Annotated in this window: 19 protein-coding genes; 12 read left to right on the top strand and 7 right to left on the bottom strand. The window is 63.4% G+C overall.

Going from position 1 to position 19,509, the window contains the following annotated elements; genetic code table 11:
* Positions 1 to 60 precede the first annotated feature (60 nt).
* The 6 genes from LAN37_08485 to LAN37_08510 all read left to right on the top strand — a co-directional run bounded on the left by LAN37_08485 (position 61) and on the right by LAN37_08510 (position 7,667).
* The gene (locus LAN37_08485; GenBank protein ID MBZ5647243.1) at positions 61 to 1,191 is read left to right on the top strand and encodes a tetratricopeptide repeat protein; all 1,131 of its coding nucleotides are present in this window, start codon (positions 61 to 63) and stop codon (positions 1,189 to 1,191) included.
* A gap of 12 nt (positions 1,192 to 1,203) precedes the next feature.
* Complete coding sequence (locus LAN37_08490) at positions 1,204 to 1,431, top strand: hypothetical protein (protein ID MBZ5647244.1); 228 nt, start codon at positions 1,204 to 1,206, stop codon at positions 1,429 to 1,431.
* A gap of 159 nt (positions 1,432 to 1,590) precedes the next feature.
* Positions 1,591 to 3,126: a porin family protein gene (locus LAN37_08495; GenBank protein MBZ5647245.1), complete on the top strand. Its 1,536-nt coding sequence runs from the start codon at positions 1,591 to 1,593 to the stop codon at positions 3,124 to 3,126.
* Between the two features lie 245 nt (positions 3,127 to 3,371).
* Positions 3,372 to 5,279, top strand: a complete 1,908-nt coding sequence (locus tag LAN37_08500) for a transcriptional regulator (protein ID MBZ5647246.1) — start codon at positions 3,372 to 3,374, stop codon at positions 5,277 to 5,279.
* 422 nt (positions 5,280 to 5,701) lie between these two features.
* Complete coding sequence (locus LAN37_08505; protein ID MBZ5647247.1) at positions 5,702 to 7,078, top strand: sigma-54 dependent transcriptional regulator; 1,377 nt, start codon at positions 5,702 to 5,704, stop codon at positions 7,076 to 7,078.
* A 100-nt stretch (positions 7,079 to 7,178) separates the two neighbouring features.
* Positions 7,179 to 7,667 (top strand): hypothetical protein, encoded by a 489-nt coding sequence (locus tag LAN37_08510; protein MBZ5647248.1) that lies wholly within the window; start codon positions 7,179 to 7,181, stop codon positions 7,665 to 7,667.
* Positions 7,668 to 7,754: 87 nt separating this feature from the next.
* Here the strand turns inward: LAN37_08510 and LAN37_08515 are convergent, their stop codons facing one another.
* The gene (locus LAN37_08515) at positions 7,755 to 10,082 is read right to left on the bottom strand and encodes a carbohydrate binding family 9 domain-containing protein (protein MBZ5647249.1); all 2,328 of its coding nucleotides are present in this window, start codon (positions 10,080 to 10,082) and stop codon (positions 7,755 to 7,757) included.
* Between the two features lie 99 nt (positions 10,083 to 10,181).
* Between LAN37_08515 and LAN37_08520 the strand changes: the two genes are divergently transcribed.
* On the top strand, positions 10,182 to 10,406 hold the full coding sequence (locus tag LAN37_08520) for a CDGSH iron-sulfur domain-containing protein (GenBank protein MBZ5647250.1): 225 nt from the start codon (positions 10,182 to 10,184) through the stop codon (positions 10,404 to 10,406).
* Between the two features lie 30 nt (positions 10,407 to 10,436).
* Here the strand turns inward: LAN37_08520 and LAN37_08525 are convergent, their stop codons facing one another.
* The 4 genes from LAN37_08525 to LAN37_08540 all read right to left on the bottom strand — a co-directional run bounded on the left by LAN37_08525 (position 10,437) and on the right by LAN37_08540 (position 14,517).
* A complete protein-coding gene (locus tag LAN37_08525) occupies positions 10,437 to 10,952 on the bottom strand; it encodes a DinB family protein (protein ID MBZ5647251.1) in 516 nt (171 codons plus the stop codon).
* Positions 10,953 to 10,994: 42 nt separating this feature from the next.
* Entirely contained in the window at positions 10,995 to 12,233 is a 1,239-nt protein-coding gene (locus LAN37_08530) for a VWA domain-containing protein (GenBank protein ID MBZ5647252.1), read from the bottom strand.
* A 93-nt stretch (positions 12,234 to 12,326) separates the two neighbouring features.
* On the bottom strand, positions 12,327 to 13,844 hold the full coding sequence (locus tag LAN37_08535) for a magnesium chelatase (GenBank protein MBZ5647253.1): 1,518 nt from the start codon (positions 13,842 to 13,844) through the stop codon (positions 12,327 to 12,329).
* Positions 13,845 to 13,905: 61 nt separating this feature from the next.
* On the bottom strand, positions 13,906 to 14,517 hold the full coding sequence (locus LAN37_08540) for an LON peptidase substrate-binding domain-containing protein (protein ID MBZ5647254.1): 612 nt from the start codon (positions 14,515 to 14,517) through the stop codon (positions 13,906 to 13,908).
* Positions 14,518 to 14,652: 135 nt separating this feature from the next.
* Between LAN37_08540 and LAN37_08545 the strand changes: the two genes are divergently transcribed.
* Entirely contained in the window at positions 14,653 to 15,483 is an 831-nt protein-coding gene (locus tag LAN37_08545; protein MBZ5647255.1) for an SDR family NAD(P)-dependent oxidoreductase, read from the top strand.
* A gap of 2 nt (positions 15,484 to 15,485) precedes the next feature.
* On the opposite strand, the gene LAN37_08550 is transcribed toward LAN37_08545, so the two are convergent.
* A complete protein-coding gene (locus tag LAN37_08550) occupies positions 15,486 to 15,986 on the bottom strand; it encodes a DinB family protein (protein ID MBZ5647256.1) in 501 nt (166 codons plus the stop codon).
* Positions 15,983 to 16,279, bottom strand: a complete 297-nt coding sequence (locus LAN37_08555) for a tetratricopeptide repeat protein (protein ID MBZ5647257.1) — start codon at positions 16,277 to 16,279, stop codon at positions 15,983 to 15,985. The genes LAN37_08550 and LAN37_08555 overlap by 4 nt, the downstream gene beginning before the upstream one ends.
* A 152-nt stretch (positions 16,280 to 16,431) precedes the next feature.
* Between LAN37_08555 and LAN37_08560 the strand changes: the two genes are divergently transcribed.
* From LAN37_08560 to hrcA, 4 genes are all read left to right on the top strand, one after another.
* Positions 16,432 to 16,869, top strand: a complete 438-nt coding sequence (locus LAN37_08560; protein ID MBZ5647258.1) for a hypothetical protein — start codon at positions 16,432 to 16,434, stop codon at positions 16,867 to 16,869.
* A gap of 3 nt (positions 16,870 to 16,872) precedes the next feature.
* The gene (locus LAN37_08565) at positions 16,873 to 17,367 is read left to right on the top strand and encodes an acyl-CoA thioesterase (GenBank protein ID MBZ5647259.1); all 495 of its coding nucleotides are present in this window, start codon (positions 16,873 to 16,875) and stop codon (positions 17,365 to 17,367) included.
* A gap of 109 nt (positions 17,368 to 17,476) precedes the next feature.
* Entirely contained in the window at positions 17,477 to 18,307 is an 831-nt protein-coding gene (locus LAN37_08570; GenBank protein MBZ5647260.1) for an Mrp/NBP35 family ATP-binding protein, read from the top strand.
* A 143-nt stretch (positions 18,308 to 18,450) separates the two neighbouring features.
* Positions 18,451 to 19,500, top strand: a complete 1,050-nt coding sequence (gene hrcA / locus LAN37_08575) for a heat-inducible transcriptional repressor HrcA (GenBank protein ID MBZ5647261.1) — start codon at positions 18,451 to 18,453, stop codon at positions 19,498 to 19,500.
* Positions 19,501 to 19,509: the final 9 nt, after the last annotated feature.

A 19,509-nucleotide genomic window follows, 5' to 3' on the forward strand; every position in this document is an offset into this window, starting at 1 on the left:
TGGTACTACGATTCGGCTGGACCACGGTACAGCGGACCGATCCCTTCACCGAGGTGGGCGATGAAAGTGAATCTTCTGCCAGCCTTATTGCTGTTTCTCCTCACCATCCCTGCCCAGGCGCAGATCCAGAGCATCCTCATTCCGGCCGGAACGCCCGAGGACCAGGCCATCCAGACGATCACGAAGGAGCCCGACGAAGCCAAGCGGCTGACGATGTGGGAGGAATTCGTGGCCACGTACGCAACGAACCCGGCGGCGGTTGCCTACGGCAATTCGCAGATCGCGCAGTATTACCTGTCCGCCACCCAGCCGGACAAGGCGATGGCGTACGGCGACAAGGCCATGTCCGCCGTGCCCAATAATCTCGAGATCATCATGTCGCAGACCGTGGCAGCGCAACAATCGAAGGACGGCGCCAAGATCCTGCACTACGCGGGGCTGGGTGGAAAAGCGATCGACGGCATCAAGAAAACGCCGCCGCCGCAGGGCGTCGCCGCGGTAGACTGGGCGGCCGCGCGCGACGCGCAGCGCCAGCAGGTGCAGCAACAGTACGAGTTCTTCGAAGGCGCCGCCTACAATGCTGTCGCGATGGAGCAGGATCCAACGACACGCGTGCGCTTCGCGGGGGAGTACACGGAATCCTTCCCCGGCGGCCACTACGCCGATCAGGTGCACCAGTTGGCCATTACTTCACTGCTCCAGCTCAAGGATTTCGCAGGTGTCTCGAAGTACGGTGAAAAGGCGCTTTTGGCCAATCCCGACAATGTAGCCACGCTCTCGTTGCTGGCGTTTGCGCTGGCAGAAGACCCATCTCCGAAGAATCCGTATCTCAGTAAAGCTATGGAGCATGCGCGCAAGGCGATCGAGCTGGGCAACGCCGACGCGCCGGATACGGACCGTGCGATCAAGCTCTCTGTCGGGCTGGCGCATGAAGCTCTCGGCTACGCGATGATGAAACAGGAGAAGACGGCGGCAGCGATCCCCGAGTTCAAGAGTGCCAACGCGCTACTCAAGGATGATCCCGGCTCGCATGAAAGGGTGCTCTTCCGAACGGGCTACGCCTATGCCAAGCTGAAGCGATACCCGGAAGCACGCGAGGCGCTGAATCAAGCCATTGCCATGAAGGGTCCGTACGAGAAAATGGCTAAGGAAACGTTGGCGATAGTGAATGCACCGGGCAAGGCACACTGATCCGGCGAGAAGATGAACGTCATCCGGGGCCCGGACCCCGCCCCCGGATCCTTTGCGCCGCCGGCTCTTGCCGGCCGGCTCACGTCTTCGGCCAACGGTGTGATCGGCTTGCCGGGCTTGCACCTTTCCTCAATCGCTTCCAGCTCGACGCAGGGTTCGCTGCTCACTTCCAGCGCCCGCGACGTACACCTGGATAGCGGCACGCAGATGGTTCTGCGTATTTTCGGTTCGATCCGGTAGCTCGTAGTAAATCGGTGCCGTGTCCTTTCGCTCCGGCCGCATAGCTGTTACAATCCGGGGTTTGCGGTCGGAGCTTTTGCTGCTTCTGCTCCGTCTGTCCGGCCATTTCTTCCGCGGTACGACTCTTTAAGGTTGTCTGAAAATCCGGAGGGAGCACCAATGTCATTCCGTCGAATCCTTTTTGCACTCTTGGCGACTGTGCTGCTAGCAGGCTTGGCAGTCGCGCAGGACCAGACGCCGCCCAAGGTAGAGATTTTTGCTGGGTACTCATTCCTTCATGTTGGGGATGTCAACGCCCCCGACAACAACATCGACGCCGGTTGGGGAACGAGCGTCACCTATAACTTCCATCCCCACGTGGGCATTAGCGGCGATTTCGGAGGCCACTACTCGGACACATCGAATATCGGCACGATCATGTTCGGGCCGAAATTCACTCTGTACAACGGGGAAGTCGCGCGCCCGTTCGTGCACGCCCTGTTTGGACTGGCGCGTGTCTCTCCCAGCGGCCTCGGGACCGATAACACATTCGGCGTGGCCCTCGGCGGGGGCCTGGACCTGAAGGTACACCGCAACGTCGCCATTCGCGTGATCGAGGTAGATTGGATGCACGCCAACCCCGAATTCCTCGGGGTTTCGGAAGACATTAATGCGGCTCGCATCCGCGCCGGTCTGGTGTTCCTGCTGGGTGGCGGCCCGCCTCCCGCTCCGCCGACCGCATCCTGCTCCGTTCAGCCCTCGGAGGTGTTTGCCGGTGAGCCGGTGCGCGCCACGGTCACTCCCGGCGGATTCAACCCCAAGCACACAGTCGACATCAACTGGACAGCGACCGGCAACGCGAAGGTCGCGGGCAAGGAAACGGCCAGCGTCGATACCAAGGGCCTGAACCCCGGCGCCTACACCCTGACGGCGAACGTTACCGACCCAAAGGACAAGAAGGCGACCGCGAGCTGCAACACCTCCTTTCGAGTGAAGGAGCGTCCGAAGAACCCGCCGCAGGTTTCCTGCTCCGCGAATCCGGCGACGGTGCAGTCGGGGACGCCCTCGACCATCACCTGCTCGTGCAGCAGCCCGGACAACAGCGCCGATTACCCGGTGTCAGCCAGCATCACAAACTGGTCGGCCAGCGCGGGCAAGGCGATGGGCAGCGGCAACAGCGCGACGCTGGACACCGCGGGCGCGCCTGCGGGCCCGATCTCGGTCAGCGCGACCTGCACCGACAGCCGCGGCCTGAGCAGCAATGGCACGGCCAACGTGTCGGTGGAGAACCCGCCACCACCACCGCAGGCCAGCAAGCTGAACGAGTGCACCTACACCAACAAGGCCAAGCCGGCGCGCGTGGATAACGCCTGCAAGGCCGCCTTGGACGACTACGCGCTTCGCTTGCAGCGTGATGCCGATGCCAAGGGCGTCATCGTGGGCAACAAGGGCGCCAAGGAAAAGGCCAAGAACCTGCCCGGTCAGCGTGCCGCCAACGTCAAGGAGTACATGGCGAAGGAGAAGGGCATCGATCCGGCACGGCTCGAGACCCGTTCCGGCAGCGCGGACTCCGCGACCACCGAACAGTGGATCGTGCCTGCGGGCGCTACCTTCAATGCGCCTGGAACCCAGCCTGTGGCCGAGAAAGCGACCCCGGCGAAGCCTGCGAAGAAGGCTGCCAAGAAGCCTGCTGCGGAGGCTCCCAAGAAGCAGTAAGTCTTTTGTTTTGCGGCCGGTGGGACCTATCCCACCGGCCATTCTTCTTTCGGCCTTCGGTAACTTGCCGGCGAGAGCGGGCGGAGGCAAAGTTAGGCCTCGGCTCGAGGCGAAATCTCACTACTCTGGCCGGAAGGGACCTTGATATGATTCACAGGTTTCCCATGCGGTGGCGAACGCACATGGCGGTTGCAGTCCTGCTGGCGCTGGCGGTGTCCTGCGTCCAGGCGGCGAACTGGCGTGCCCTGGGTCCCGACGGGGGCGACGTCCGCAGCCTGACCTACGACCCCCGCAACCCTGACCGGATCATCCTGGGGACCAGTTCGGGCAAGCTGTTCGTCTCCACCGACAACGGCAGGAGCTGGTCGCGATTCGCACAGCTAGGCGGCGGCGACGATCTCGTCCTCGACCACGTCGTCTTCGATTCGGCGCGTCCGGGCACGATGTACGTGGCCGCATGGAGCGTCGAGACCAGCGAGCGCGGCGAGCTGTTCCGCTCACGCGATGACGGGCGCACCTGGGAAACGATTCCGGCCATGCACGGGAAGAGCATCCGGGCCTTCGCCCTCGCCGCCGGACATCCGGAGACCATGGTCGCGGGCGCGCTCGACGGCGTGTACCGCAGTGAAGACGCGGGCCAGACCTGGCGCAAGATCACGCCCGAGCACCACGCCGAGCTGAAGAATTTTGAATCGGTCGCGATCGATCCGGCCGATCCCAAGGTCATCTACGCCGGCACCTGGCACCTGCCGTGGAAAACCACTAACGGCGGCGCCACCTGGACCAACATCAAGAAGGGCATCATCGACGACTCCGACGTGTTCTCCATCATCATCGATCCAAACCAGCCGTCGGTCGTGTATGCCAGCGCCTGCTCGGGCATCTACAAGAGCGAAAACGCCGGCGACCTGTTTCACAAGATCCAGGGCATCCCCTTCTCGGCGCGGCGCACACGCGTGCTCAAGCAGGACCCGAACGACCGCAACGTGGTCTACGCGGGCACAACCGAGGGCCTTTGGAGAACCGTCGACGCGGGCAAGACCTGGAAGCGCGTGAGCTCCGCCAACGTCATCGTCAACGACGTGCTGGTGGATCCGCGGCGCTCCTCGCGCGTATTGCTGGCGACGGACCGTGGCGGCGTGCTGGCCAGCGACGACGCTGCCCAGACGTTCTCGGCGTCCAATCGCGGCTTCGTGCATCGCCAGGTCGCGGCCCTGTTGCTCGACCGCAGCGACAGCCGGACAATCTACGCCGGAGTGCTCAACGATAAGGAATTCGGCGGCGTCTTCCGGTCGCACGACGGCGGCCAGAGCTGGATGCAGTCCAGCGAAGGGCTCGAAGGGCGCGACGTCTTCGCCTTGCGGCAGGCCGAGGATGGTGCGCTGCTCGCCGGCACGAATTCGGGCGTTTTCATGTTGGACCGCGCCGCGCATAGCTGGCGGCCGGCCAGCGTCGCTATCACCGAGAAGATCGTCACGACTCCGGCGCGCAAGGGCGTCAAGGCGCGCACCACGAAGCAGACTTTGGTCACGGAGCTGCGCGCGCGCGTAGCCTCGATCGAGACCACCTCGAACAAGTGGTTCGCCGCGACTTCCGCGGGGCTGTTCAGCAGCACCGATCGCGGACAGAGCTGGTACGGCGGCCCGGTGCTGAGCAGCCAGAACTTCGTCTCCGTAGCGGTGCGCCGTAACATGGTCGCGGCCGCCACGGCGAGGAGCGTCGTGGTCTCCCTGGACAAAGGTTCCACCTGGTACGCCGCTAAGTTGCCGGCCTACGTGACGCAAGTCTCCGGCCTCGCCATCGATGGCGACTCCCACATGTGGCTGGCCGCGCGCGAAGGCGCATTCCGCAGCGACGACGGCGGCGACACCTGGGATCACGTGATGGCGGGCTTGCCGGCCAAGCACGTGTATTCCTTCGTCTCTGACGACGACGGATCCCGGCTGCTGGCCACCGCCGCTGGGCAGTCGTTCGAAAGCCGCGACGGCGGGCGCTCTTGGCACAGCTTCGGGGAGCTCGGATACTCGGTGCGCGCCCTGAGCTTGGGCTGGGGACGCGTGCTGGCCGCGACCGATTTCGACGGTGTCATTGCTCCGCCGGAGCCGGCGCGGGTGGTAGTCCGCGAAACCGGTGCGGGTGGCTCGAGCGAATAACGAGTTCACACCGCACCACCTCCGCAACCCAGAAATTCCCCGCAGAGACTCCCGAGAGCGTCGCCGCCTAGCCACGGATGGTGGCGGGTTGCGTCCCCCGTTGTTTCTTGAGATCCCTTTTGGTCCCGAGTACCAAGTTGGGAAGACGTAGCACGGGGATCTTTCCCGTTTGTGGAAGCGTTCCTACCCACTCTCCTTAATTCCCGTATTTGCACCATGCCGAAAACGGCAGCCCGTGTGCAGCAAGATTGTTGGTCCACACAGAACAATAGCCACGAGCTATATGGCGGACCGACGCAAGCCGGAGTCGCCGCTCCAGATTTTGCGGTCGACGTCACTGCGCCGGGCCTCACATTCGTGGTACTAGGAGAACTGCTGTCGGACTCGTGCGGGAGGGATGCTCAATGGCCACCGTTGAGTCAATGCCGGAGATTCAGGAAATTCGAAGCGATCTGCTGAACCTGCTGATCGTAGATGACGAGCGAACGGTGCGCGAGGGTTGCCGGGAAGCCGCACAATCGCTCGCCATGACCACCTTCGTCGCCGAGAACATTGACCTTGCGTTCCGTGTTCTCGATGCCCAGGCCATCGATGTCGTGTTGCTCGATTTGCCCCTGGGTAGCGGTGGGTTGGAGGTGTTGCAGGAGGTGAAGCGGCGCCGCCCGGAAGCCGAGGTCATCGTCATGACCAGTCATGCGACGGTGCAGGCGGCGGTGCAGGCCATGAAGTTGGGCGCTTATGATTACGTGCCCAAGCCCTTCAACCTGGAAGAGCTCAAGCTTCTCCTGCAGCGCGTCGGCGAACACTTGCGCCTGACCACGGAGAACCGCGTGTTGCGGGAGAAAGTCAGGTCCCGCCTGGGGTTCGGGAACATCATCGGCCACGCACCGGAGATGGAGCGCCTGTACCGCATGATCGCCAAGGTGGCGCGCAGCACGCACCCGGTGCTGATCATTGGTGAGAGCGGCACGGGCAAGGAACTGGTGGCGCGCTCCATCCATAATTCAGGACCCGTCCGCGACAAGCCGTTTCTCCCGGTGGATTGCGGTTCTCTGGTGCCCACCCTGATCGAGAGCGAGCTGTTCGGGTATGTGCGCGGCGCCTTCACCGGCGCGGTACGATCCAAGGACGGGCTGCTTTCCGTGGCGGAAGGCGGGACGGTGTTCCTCGACGAAATCGCCGAGCTGCCCGTGGACCTGCAGGCGAAGCTGCTGCGTGCCCTGCAGGAGAAAGAGATCCGTCCGGTGGGCAGCACGCGGCGCATCCCCATCAACGTGCGCATCCTCGCGGCCAGCAACCGCAACCTAGAGGAGGCGGTGGAGGAAGGGAAGTTCCGCAAGGACCTGTATTTCCGCTTGAACGTGGTGGCACTCAAGCTGCCGCCATTGCGCGAGCGCAAGCAGGACATCCCCATGCTGGTGAGCTATTTCCTGGAAAAGATGGCCGGCCTGGGCGGAAAGGTGCGCACGCTCAGCGACGAGGCCCTGAAGCTGATGCTGGCCTACGACTGGCCGGGCAACGTGCGCGAACTGGAGAACGCGCTGGAGCGCGCCAGCGCGCTGAGCTCGGGACCGCTCGTCCAGGTCTGCGATCTGCCCACAGCCCTCCAGAACTGTCAGGCGCAGCCGGGGCTGCCCATCAGTTCCGGGAAGATCATCCCCATGGCTGAGCTGGAGAAGCAGGCGATCCTGAACAGCATTGCGCAGCTCAACGGTGACAAGCTGATGGCAGCGCGCCTGCTGGGCATCGGCAAGACCACGCTCTACCGCAAACTGAAGGAATACGCCTCCCGACAGTGAACTGGGCGGCCCGCCGGATGCCAGTCCGGGAACGGGCCCCCAGACAACCCCTGCGTTTTCAACGGGTGTCTCTGGAAGGACGCTTGCACCGTAAGCAGGCATGGTGCTCCTGGTCATGTCCTCCGGACGGAGTAAGGAGTGCGCGGAAGCCATCCGCCAGCTGACGGGCGAGGTGGTCCAAACCGTCCGCGACTTGCACGCGGCGAGCGACGAGCTGCGCCGGGCGGAATTCACGGCCGTGGTCGTGGAGCAGCATCTGTGGGAACTGGATAGCCGGTTGGCGGACAGCTTGGTTGCGACCTGCGGTACAGCAGCACTGCTGATCGCCAATCTGGCCATCGCCGGTGCCAACCGGGTGGCGCGCGAGGTCTCCGCCGCCCTCCGGCGGCGTGAAGGCGAGCTGCGACGGGCCCGAGAAGATGCTGAATCGCGGCTGTACACCGAACTGAATGAAGCCTTGACCGGCATTCTGCTCTCATCGGAACTGGTCTTGGCAAGCCCCTCCCTGCCGGCCGGCGCCGCGACCAAGATTCGCGCTGTCTATGAGCTTGCCATGTCCATCCGCGAGTGCCTGGGGGCCAAGCGGTAAGGACTGTCCTGCACCGAATCCGCCGGCTCGGGAAGCAGCTTCCGGCCCCTGGAAGCCTTCCCACCAGGTACGACTCCTTCGCTGTGGCTAGAAACCGAACAGATAAGACAGTTTGAGGAAGACTTCGTTGCCGAGGTCCGCAGGATCCAGCGGCGTGTGGCGCTGGCGGTTGTAACCGACGAACAGAGCGCTGCGCGCCGTGAAGTCGTACGCGACCAGCGAGTTCAGACTGAGGTTGTGGCCGTGGATGTCGCTGGCGTACTGCGCCAGGACGCGTGCGCGCAGTTTCGGCGTGACCTGGAAGGTCCAGCGGGAGATGAGGAATCGCCGGTCCTGGAAGTAGGTGTGGTTCCGCAGGGACTCGCGCGCGTCCACGGCAGTCAACTCCAGGCGATTATGCTCGCCGATCCGGGCGTTCACCGAAACGTCCACACGTTTCTGGTAGCCGAAGAAATTCTCGTCGAACTGCACCAGGCCGGAGGTCGTGTAGCCCACGCTCGCACTGTAAGGGCGGCTCTGGTTGGTGGACAAGATGAACTGCCAGAAGGGGGTCACATAATTCCTGGTACAAGCAAGGTTGTCCGGGCACAGCTGGTGCGTGAAGCCGGGATTGAATTGGAAAAATCGGACTCGGTCGTAGGAGTAGCGGGTCTCAAAATTCCAGAAATTCTTGAACTGGATGCGCAGGTCGGCGTCAGCGCCGGAATCCTCCAGTTCGCCGCGGGTGCCATTGGCCTCGTCGTAGTTCAGGGTGGCGAAGATCTGCCGGATCCCGTAGCGGCCGATGAAGGGCTTGTATACGACGTCCGCCTGGCCCGACCAGCGGTCCACCTCCGGCTCGAACCCGGTGCTGCGGATGTCGAAGTTGCGGCCCAGGTACTTCCCCGTGGTCTCGAAAGTCCACAGCTCGGAGTCGTACTTGAAGTGACTGATGCCGCCCAGGTGCTGGCCGGTGAAGCCCGGGTGTGTCGCGTTCTGGTTGGCCACGAACTGCGACGCCCAGGTGATGTGCTCGCCGGAGACGATGTTCAGATCGATGCCATTGGTGGACTCGCTCTGGCTGAGCACGTTGTTGTCCGAGTCGCGCAGCACCCCGTTCTGGAGCCGCGTAGCGGAGATGAAGCCGATCGTGGATTTCTGGAAGATGTCGCGCTGCACCCGCAGTACGCCGAATAAGGCCGCGGGCGCGAGGTCGTGGAAGCCCGATCCCGGGTCAATGAAATCCGTGCGCTGGGTGACGGCTTCCAGCGCCCCGATGGTCCACGGGCCGGTCTTGCCGGTGAGCTTGCCGCCTTCGAGGATGCGCTGCGGTTCTCCGTCGAGCAAGAGGGAACCTACGCGGCGCGTGAAGAAGATGCCCAGCGGAGTGGAAAAGTAGTTGGCGCCCTCGGTAAAGAACTTGCGTTTCTCCGGGAAAAAGATTTCGAAGCGCGAGATCTGGGAGGTGAACTCGTCGGCCTCCGTCTCGGCGAAGTCGGGGTTGACGGCGAGATTCAGGGTGAGGTTCTGGGTCAGCCCGTACCGGGCGTCCAGACCGCCGTTGCCGCTGCCGCCGGAGTACTCGGGTATCCACTCCGCTTTGCGGTACTTGGTCGAGACAAAGGGGATCAGCTCCAGATTGCGGCCCACCTTGATGTCTTCCAGGCCCGTCAGGTCGCCGGTCTTCGAGGGCCGGGCAGTGCCGTCGAAGCGCGACACCGGCGCCCACCAATCGTTCTCGTTCTTGCGCACGATGTCGCGGCCCAGGTTCAGACCCCAGATCTGCTGGGCTGCCCGCGATACGCGGATGGACTTGAAAGGAATCGCGACCTCCGCCGACCAGCCCCAGGATTCGATGGAGGTTGCGCTCTCCCAGATCCCGTCCCAGGTGGAGTCGTAGTAGGAGCTGAAGTCGCCGCTCTGCCCCGATTCTCGTGCGGTGGCGTCGTACTGGCTGTTGCGCGAGTTCAGCGAGAAAAAGTAACCGGTGCGGCGGTCGTGGAAGGTATCGATGAGTATGTTCACCGAGTCGGAGTTCGTAAAGGCGTCGTGGGCGCCGTAGCGGTGGACCATCTTCTGCGGTTCTGAGTCGTAACAGCGGAAGCCGAAGTAGATCTTCTCGTCGTCGTAGAAGATGAACGCCTCCGTCTTTTCGCTGCCGGGGGCGCCCAGGTCAGGATTGGTCTGGGTGAAATCGGTGATGGGCGTCAACTGGCTCCAGACGGGCTCGTCGAGCTTGCCGTCGATGTGGATCTTGGCTGCGATCTTGCGCACACGGATGGTCTTGCCCTGGTTGGCAATGGTGATTTCCTGCGCCACGAGGGGCAGGCAGAGGAGAAAGAAGACTGCGCCGAGGATGGAACGGGTTCGCAGCAACGCGGAATTATAGACGTGCTGCGCTGTCGCGGGTAATGCCTGGCTTTTTTTTGGGCTCATGGACCCATCGGCGGCCAGGGGCTGGCGGTCCGCGTGTTATCCTGCTCCGTGCTGTAACCGGAGCTGTTGCCCCGCAATCAGAGGATCTCGGAGGAAGGAATGGCGGTCAAGATCACAGCCAAGAAGAACGGGCCTTTCCGCGTCGAAGCGGCCGAAGGCGAAGCTATCTTGCTCGACTACGAAGGCAACCAGTACGACCTGACGGGCAAGCCGGCGTTTTCCCTCTGCCGCTGCGGTCATTCCAGCAACAAGCCGTTCTGCGACGGCACTCACGCCAAGGTGGGATTCCAGGCGGACCAGACGGCGCCCAAGAAGCCGGCGTAGCGGGCCTCGGCGAGGATTTCCGGGCGGCACTCAGGCCGAAGCTTCATTCTTCAACGCCACTTCGCGCACCTGCTCCGACGTCATGCCGTAGAGCGGCGGCACCGCCACGCCCAGCATCCCGAGATACACGTACATCTCGCCGCGGTGGTGCGCCTCGTGCTCGATCATGGAGCGCAGCATCTTCCACATGCTCATGGTCGAGCCGTCGGCGGCAAACACCTTGCGCTTCAGGTCTTCATCTTTCACCCGGGAAAAGATCTCCATGGACTCGGCGTGCATGCGCTCCATGAAGCGCAGCACGTTCTCGTATCCGTCGGCCAGCTCTTTCCCGCAGCCGGGATAGCTATTGCGCCCGCCGTTGACGCTCTCCGCGAACAGGTAGCGCTCGACCACAGCGATATGCCGCGCCAGGTCGCCGAGCGTGAACTTGCCCTCGCGATAACTCCACTCAAGTTTTTCCGGCGGGATGCACTTCACCAGGCGCATGGTTCGCTCGCGCACCCGCTCGAAGTAGTCTAAGAACGGCTGGATGGTCGTGATTTCCATGGGAAGACAGGGTAGCGCGTCACCCGGGCCGACGCCAGCGAATCAGTGGATGGTCTTGGTCTTGCGCGACATGTAATCCATCAGCAAGTACTGGCCGAGGGTGTACGGCGTGGTGAAGTACGCTTTGCCGCGGCACATCTCCGTGACCTTCTGCACGAATTGCACCAGCCCGTAGTCGGACGCCAGCATGAAGGTGTTGATCAGGATCCCGGCGCGCTTGCACTTGGCAACTTCTTCCAGCGTCTGGCTGACCACCAGCGGATCGAGCCCGAAGGCGTTCTTGTAGATGCGGCCGTCCTCCAGGGTGAGCGCTGACGGCTTGCCGTCGGTGATCATCACGATCTGCTTCATGTCTTTCCGTTGGCGTTGCAGGATGCGTTGTGCCAGCCGGAGGCCTTCACGCGTGTTGGTGTAGTACGGCCCGACCTTCACCCGCGCCAGTTGCGACAGAGGCACCTCTTCCGCCGAGTCGTGGAAAAGGATCAGCGAAAGCGAGTCGCCCGGATACTGCGTGCGGATCAGGTGCGAGAGCGCCATCGCCACTTTCTTCGCCGGGGTGAAGCGGTCCTCGCCATACAGGATCATCGAGTGCGAGCAGTCGAGCATGAGCACCGTCGCGCACGACGACTGGTACTCGCACTGGTGCACCTGGAGGTCGCTGTACTCGATGTTGATGGGCAGGCCGAGGCCCTCGCGCTGGATGGCGCTGGAGAGCGTGGCGGTGATGTCGAGATTGAGCGTGTCGCCGAATTCGTACTGCTTGGCCGAGCCGCTGGCCTCGATGCCGGTGGCCAGGTCGCGCGTGTCGTGCCGCCCGAAACTCGACTTGCCCAGCGAGCCGAGCAGGTCGCGCAGCGTCTTGAAGCCGAGGAAATCGAGGCTCTTGTCCGTGACCTCGAACCGCGCCTGCGACTCGTTGCGCCCGACCTGTCCGCCCACGCTCGACTGCTTCGACGGATCGCGTGGCTGGTCGATGGAGATGTAGTCCTCCTGCTCCATCCGCTCAATAAGCTTTTCGACCAACTCTTCGAGCGTGCCCTCCATCTGCATCTGTTGCAGACGTTCCCTCATCTCCTCGTCGAACAGTTCGCCGTTCAGCAGCGCCTCTTCGATGGCGCGCTTCAGCTCCTCGAGCGACTGCTCGTTCATCTCGTAGAACTGGGCGTAGGGATTCTGGAAGCCGCTGTTCAGCAGGTAGTCGGAGAGCGCGTTGAGCAGGTCTTCCATGCTCATCTCCGACGCGGGATCGCCGACGTACTTGCTGTATTTGACGAACTTCACAGGAGATCCTTCCCCCTCGCTACGCTCGGTGTCAGGATGACCGCGGCGGGCTCTCCCCCTCGCTTTGCTCGGGGTCACGCCCGCCAAGCGCGATCAGTTGTAGGGGCGGCGATTTCTGTTCGGCCGCTCTTCGTCGCGCTCGCGCAGCGGCTGCGGCTCGGGCCGGCGCGCCTGCTTCTCGCCGGCCGAGAAGACGCGCTCTTCGCTACGGCCGATACGCTTGTGCGCGTGCAGGCCTTCCAGCAGGAATTCCGCCGCCGAGACCAGCACCTCGGGCCGGTCCTTCGGCTTCACCCCGAGCGGCTCAAGCTTGTCGAGGAGGCCCTGGATCTTGCGCAGGTTGGCCACCACCTCGTCGGCCGGCACCGTGTCGCTCATCTTGATGTCGCCGCCCAGGTCGAACCACTGCACGATCTGCTGCAAGTCTCCGTTCGCGAGGTACGCGTCGAAGGTCTTGGCGACGGCGGCGCGGATCAGCTCGCGCGCCACGTTGTCGGCGCCCTTCATCTCGCCTTCGTACTCCAGCTCCAGCTTGCCGGTGATGGCGGGCATGGCGGAGTAGATATCGCCCACGCGCGGCACGACCATCTGCTCGTCGTTGCGGATGGCGCGGCGCTCGGCGTTGGAGATCACGTTTTCCATGCAGGAGATGGGCAACCTCTGGCTCACGCCCGAGCGCTTGTCGATGCGCTTGTCCTCGCGCGCCACGAAGGCGATGCGCTCAATCACCTCGCGCACGTACTTGGGAACCAGCATCTTGTGGCCGTTGCGCTGTGCCCACGCTTCCTGCGAGGTGATGGCGATGCCTTCCTCCACCGTCGCCGGATAGTGCGTGCGGATCTCCGATCCGATGCGGTCCTTGAGCGGCGTGATGATCTTCCCGCGCGCGGTGTAGTCCTCGGGATTCGCACTGAAAACCAGGGCAAGGTCCAGCGGCAGGCGCACCGGGTAGCCTTTGATCTGCACGTCGCCCTCTTGCATGATGTTGAACAGGCCCACCTGGATCTTTCCCGCCAGATCGGGCAGCTCGTTGATGGCGAAGATGCCGCGGTTGGCGCGCGGCAGCAGCCCGTAGTGCACGGTGAGCTCGCTGGAGAGCTCGTGCCCTCCCTTGGCCGCCTTGATGGGATCGATGTCCCCGATCAGGTCGGCGATGGTCACGTCCGGGGTGGCCAGTTTCTCGACGTAGCGCTCCTCGGGCGAAAGATAGGCGACCGCCGTCTTGTCGCCCTCGCGGGCGACCAACTCGCGGCAGCGCTTGCAGATGGGCGCATAGGGGTCGTCGTGGATCTCACAGCCGCTGACGTACGGCGTGTGCGGGTCGAGCAGCGCCGTGAGTGCGCGCAGGATGCGGCTCTTGGCCTGTCCGCGCAGCCCGAGCAGGATGAAGTTATGCCGCGAGAGGACCGCGTTCACGATCTGTGGCACTACCGTATCGTCGAAGCCGACGATGCCCGGGAAGATGGTTTCCTTGCGGCGAAGTTTTTCGATCAGGTTCTCGCGCAGCTCGTCCTTCACGCGCCGCGTGCGCAGACGCTCTTCTGTAAATTGACTGTGCCGGAGTTCACCTAGACTTCGGGGAAGATTCACGATGGGACGCCCCCTCCACATCCATTGAGCCGATTATACGCCCCGCTGCACCTTCGGAAATCTTTCTACCGGCTGCCAGCTACTACAGCCCGTGCCCGTTCCCGCCGGCTTTTTCTCTGGCTTTGAGTGCCCGCTTCATGCGCGGCAGCACTGCAACCAGGTACTCGGCGGTCATGGCAATGCGCTTGGCCTCGGAGCGCGAGGCCAGCAGGGTCTGCTTGAAGTCCAGGTCCACGGGCAGAGCGGCGACCAGGTGGAAGGAGAGCTGTGGGTCGTCGGCCTCCGGAGGCTCAGCTTCGGACTCGACCAGCGACATCAGCTCGCCGTACGACGCGATGGCGCTCTTGGCGTGCTCGAGAGACGGCGCATCGGGTTCGTCATCGAAGAAACTCACTTCCGCGCGCAGGTAGCTGCGCTCCTGGTCGAGCTGCACTACTTCGAAGCGCTGCCGCCCCTCGCACATGATGTCGAGCTGGCCGTCGTCATACTTCTTGACCACCTCGACGATCTCGGCCGTGCATCCGACCTCGGCCACCGCCTGCCCGCTCATGGCGCGTACCACGCCGAAGGCGCGCTTCTGCTCCAGGCATTCGCCGATCATCTCCTTGTAGCGATCCTCGAAGATGTGCAACGGCAGCGGCACGCCGGGGAAGAGCACCAGCTCGAGCGGGAACAGGGGCAGGAGATCGGCCATGGGAAAACAGGATACATTTTTTTCGCCGTTGGCGTCTTGGGGGTGCTTTCGTCCGCTGTCCCGTTGCGTTTACCTTCGTGTACCTTCGTGCCCTCTGTGGCGAGTCCCTTCTAAAGGATTAGAATCCTTGCTCTTATGCGACTCCAGGGGAAAGTTGCTGTCATCACGGGTGCTTCGATGGGGATCGGCGAGGAGATCGCCAGGATCTTTGCCGCCGAAGGCGCGAACGTGGTGCTCTCATCGCGCGATCTGGGCCGCGCCGAAACCGCGCGCCAGCGCATCGGCCACGAAGATCAGACCCGGGCCGTTGTCTGCGACGTCCGCAAGCGCGGCGACATCGATTCGCTTGTGCTGGCAGCACTCGACCGCTACGGCCGTATCGACATCTGGGTGAACAACGCCGGCTATGGCATGCAAGACGCGGTCGCGAGCATGGGCATGAGCGCCTGCCGCGACATGTTCGAGACCAATCTCTTCGGCGCCATCGAGTGCATGCAGGCGGTGGTCCCGCTGATGAAACAGCAGGGCGGGGGCACCATCATCAACATCTCGAGCGTGGTCGGCTACATCGCGCTGCCGTACCAGGCGGCGTACAGCGCTTCCAAACACGCCATGAACGCCATCGGGCACGCCGCGCGCGTTGAGCTGCGCACGGACGGCATTCACGTGATGACCGTCTGCCCGGGCTATATCCCCACGCAGTTCCAGCAGAACATCGTCATGGGCAAGGAAGCGTTGAAGTTCAGCGGCGGCGGCAGGGCGGACGCAACCGCGGAGGACGTGGCGCGAGCGACGCTGAACGGCTATCTGAAAAGGAAGCGCGACGTGATCGTGCCCGCAAAGCACCGCTTCAGCGTGAAGATGTACCAGCTCTTTCCCACACTGATCGAGTGGGTCGTCGGCCGGAACTTGCGGCCGGCCCAGGAAGTCTTCGACAAAATGGCCGCCAGCTCGAAAAAGCAATGATTCTACGCGGCGCCGGCGGTCGCTCCCGAAACGATCTTCTCCAGTTGGGCCAGATGGTTCAGGGTGTGTCCGGCGAGGATGCGGATGACGGTTCCGGCCTTTTCTGGTCCACGCTCGGGGTGTTGCGCCGTCCGCTCCAGCTCTTCCTTGCTGAGCTGCCGGAACAGCGACAGGTTCCACGCCCGCAGCGCCTTGAAGGCCTGCGCCGCTTCCAGTCCGCTCATGCGGTCATAGCGTACCGCCCACCGGTTTTCGTCGAAGGGCTGGATGGGGAGCTCAGGTTCGGCGACTACCTGCCTGACGCGGAAGCCGAATGCGATCTCGGCATCTGCTAGGTGCGACAGCACCTGCGCTGCGCTCCATTTACCCGGCCCGTAGCTCCGCTTCAGGCCCTCGGGGCCGAGTTTCTGCGCGAGCGCCGGGATCCGATCCTGGGTTTCGGCGAGCACGGCAAGAGGATCGCGGTCGCCAAGAAGTTGCGCGTAGGGATGGGTGGCGGTCATTGCTTCAACTCCTGTAACAGCGCCTCCATCTCCGACATGGCGTGGTTGTTGCCCGTGCGTCGGGCGCAGGCGATGCCCTCGGAAAGCATCTTGATGGCCTCCGCGGTGCGGCCTGCGCTGGCCAGCGTCTGTCCAGCCATTTGATAGGCGGCGGTGTAGTCGGGATTCTTTTCCAGCAGGGTCTTGAATTCCTGAAGCGCGGTGTCCACGCTTCCGGCCTTCACGTACTCCAGAGCGAGTCCGTAGCGCGCGAAGGAGTCGTTCGGGTTCTCCTTCAGGAACTCTTGCAGCATTGCCATGCGGTCAGTCATAAATGAACAGGCGAATTTATCACACGCCGGGAGGGCAGTCAGCGAGTCGGATTTGCGATTAGCCAATGTGAAGCTCTGGACGGCTAAACGCTAAGCGCTAAATGCCAATTGCTCATGCGATAGAATGCCTTTCCGTGGCCTGCCCGTATTTCATGCCGACCGAGCGGTTGGTCTCTGACCTGTGGCCGCATCGCGCGCGTTTGCCACTGGGCGACGGCTTCCGCGGCGTGTGCACAGCGCCCGGCCACGAGGGCGCAGCGTTGGCCGATGAAGAGCTGAGAGACTTCTGCAATCTCGGATACGCCAGGCGCTGTCCGCGTCTGCCGCAGGGGCGCACCGCCGATGCTGTGCGCTTCATCGTCACGCAGGTCCGCGAGGACCTGGTCGCACTCTACTTCACCTGCGAGCGGGACCACGCTCCGCGCGATCACGGTCCCCTGGCCTACGACCGGGCGCAGCAGCGCTGGATCAACCCTCACCCGGACGCGCGCATCCAGCGCATGGCCGAGTGCTACGTGCAGTCCTACTTTTCCCGCAGGCAGGGCGGCTTCAGTACCTCTGCCACGACATAAGCCATGAACGAGAAACCCAACCTGTCCGGCCGGCCGGTGCGCGAGTCGCAATCGGAGATGGCGGAGGTCGTCCTGCCCAACGACGCCAACCCGCTGGGCTCTCTGCTCGGTGGTCGCATCATGCACTTCATCGACATCGCCGGAGCCATGGCCGCTCACCGCCACGCACGCAGCTATGTGGTCACCGCCTCCATGGACCACATCGATTTCCTCGCGCCCGTTCGCGTCGGCGATCTGCTCATCCTGAAATCTTCGGTGAACCGCGCCTTCCGCACTTCGATGGAGGTGGGCGTGAAGTGCTTCGTCGAGAACTATATTTCAGGCACGCGCCAGCACATCGCTTCCGCATTCCTGACCTTCGTCGCCGTGGACGAGCACGGCCACCACGTCCCGGTGCCGCCCGTCATTGCAGAGACCGAGGACGAGAAGCGCCGCTACGACGGTGCCGGCCGCCGCCGGCAACTCCGCGAGCAGGAACGCCAGCGCCGCAAGTCCTGACTAAGACAGGAGGCAGGATGAAGGAACCTGCCGCCTGCCCCCTGCACGCTGGTTCAGCGGGTATAATCGAACGTTTGCCACTACCTCCAGAGGGTATCCCGTGAGTCACATGCATGCTCCGCCGCAGATGGGTCCGCAGCCGCTGCCCGGCATTCAGAACATCATCGCCATCGGTTCCGGCAAAGGCGGGGTGGGCAAGACCACCATCTCCGTGAACCTGGCGGTCGCGCTGGGCAAACTGGGCTACAAGGTCGGCCTGCTCGACGCCGACGTCTACGGCCCCAACGTCCCGCTCATGATGGGCACCAGCGCCACGCCCAAAGTCGTCGGCGAGAACCGCATTGAGCCGCTGGAAGCGTTCGGCGTTAAGGTGCTCTCGGTCGGCTTCCTCAACCCCGGCGACAAACCCCTGATCTGGCGTGGGCCGATGCTGCACTCCATCATCCGTCAGTTCCTCCAGCAGGTGGAGTGGGGCGAGCTCGACTATCTAGTCATCGACCTGCCCCCGGGCACGGGAGACGTCGCCATCTCCCTGATGCAGACTGTTCCCCTGACCGGCGCCATTGTGGTCACGACGCCCTCCGACGTCTCGCTCCAGGACGCGCGCAAGGCCATCGAGATGTTCCGCCAGGTGAAGGTGGACATCCTGGGCATGGTCGAGAACATGAGCCACTTCGTCTGCCCGCACTGTCATCACGAGATCGACATCTTCTCCACCGGCGGAGGCGAGCGTACCGCCAAGCAGTTCAACGTCCCCTTCCTGGGGAAAATCGAACTCGACCCCGACATCCGGCGCGGGGGCGATACCGGCCACCCGGTGGTTCTTGCCGGGGAGCAGGGTGAGCATGCGAAGTCGTTTTTCGCCCTGGCCAAGACGGTGGTAACGCGCGTGGACGAGCAGAACGCAGCCGCCCCCCAGGATTTCCTGAAAATCCAGTAGCCCTGGCGGTTTGGCACTCTGAGTCCCAGAGTGCCAAACCTTGACTACCCTTTCGTCCGGACCTAGAATCTAGGTAGACCCCACTCTGCGGATTGGGTGTAAGTTTTTGCATCTAAAGCTTTTAGTGGGGCAGGTGTTCATTCATGTCGTCCCCCGGACAAATCGGCCCGCGCGAGCGCGAGATTCTGACGGCCATCGTGGAGACCTACATCGCCACGGGCGATCCGGTCGGATCGCGCACGCTGTCGCGCAGCAATCCCAACGGGCTCAGCCCGGCGACCATCCGCAACGTCATGGCCGACCTCGCGGACGCCGGCTTCCTGGAGCAGCCGCACACTTCCGCCGGCCGCGTGCCCACGCCCAAGGCGTATCGCTATTTCGTTGAGCACATCACGGGGCGGGCGCATCTCTCCCCGGCCGACGAGGGGCTGATCCGGCAGTCGCTTTCCGGCGTCTCCGACCCGCAGGAATTCCTGGAGCGCACTTCGCACGTGCTCTCGCTGATCTCCAGTTGCGTGGGCGTGGCAGTCGCGGCCCCCGGCGCGCACAATGCGCTTGATCATGTCTATTTCTCGCGTCTGGCGGAAAAGAAGATCCTGGCCGTGGTGGTGACGCGCTCGGGTGTGGTGCGCGACCGCGTGCTTCGGACCGAGCGCGACCTGCCGCAGTCCGACCTCGACACCGCCGCGCGCTACATCAACGAAAACTTCCGCGGCTGGACCATCGAGGACATGAAGGCCGAGATCGGGCGGCGCCTGGAGCAGATGCGCAGCGAGTACGACCGCCTGCGCGCATCGCTCGAGGAGCTCTGCCGCGGTGGCGCGCTCAGCGGCGGGCCGGCTGCTCCGCAGAATGTCTTCGTCGAGGGCGTGGCCAACCTGGTGGTGGACGAGGCCGACAAGGAGCGCCTCAAGGAGCTGTTGCGCGCTCTGGAGGAAAAAGAGCGCATCGTCGAACTGCTTTCCGCCTACCTCAGCGCCCGCCAGGAAGCGGTGCGCGTGGTGATCGGGCTCGAAGAGGCCATGCCGCAGATGCGCAACCTGGTGCTCATCGGTGCCCCCGCTCGCGTCGGAGAAGAGGTTGTGGGCTCTCTTGCCGTGATCGGACCCACCCGCATGGATTACGAGCACACCATCACGGCCGTGTCTTACATCGCGAAAATGTTCGACAGGATCTTGAACGAAAACCGTTGAACGGAATCG

The organism is Terriglobia bacterium, from assembly GCA_020073495.1.
In the GTDB taxonomy this organism is placed as follows: Bacteria; Acidobacteriota; Terriglobia; order Terriglobales; family Acidobacteriaceae; genus JAIQFD01.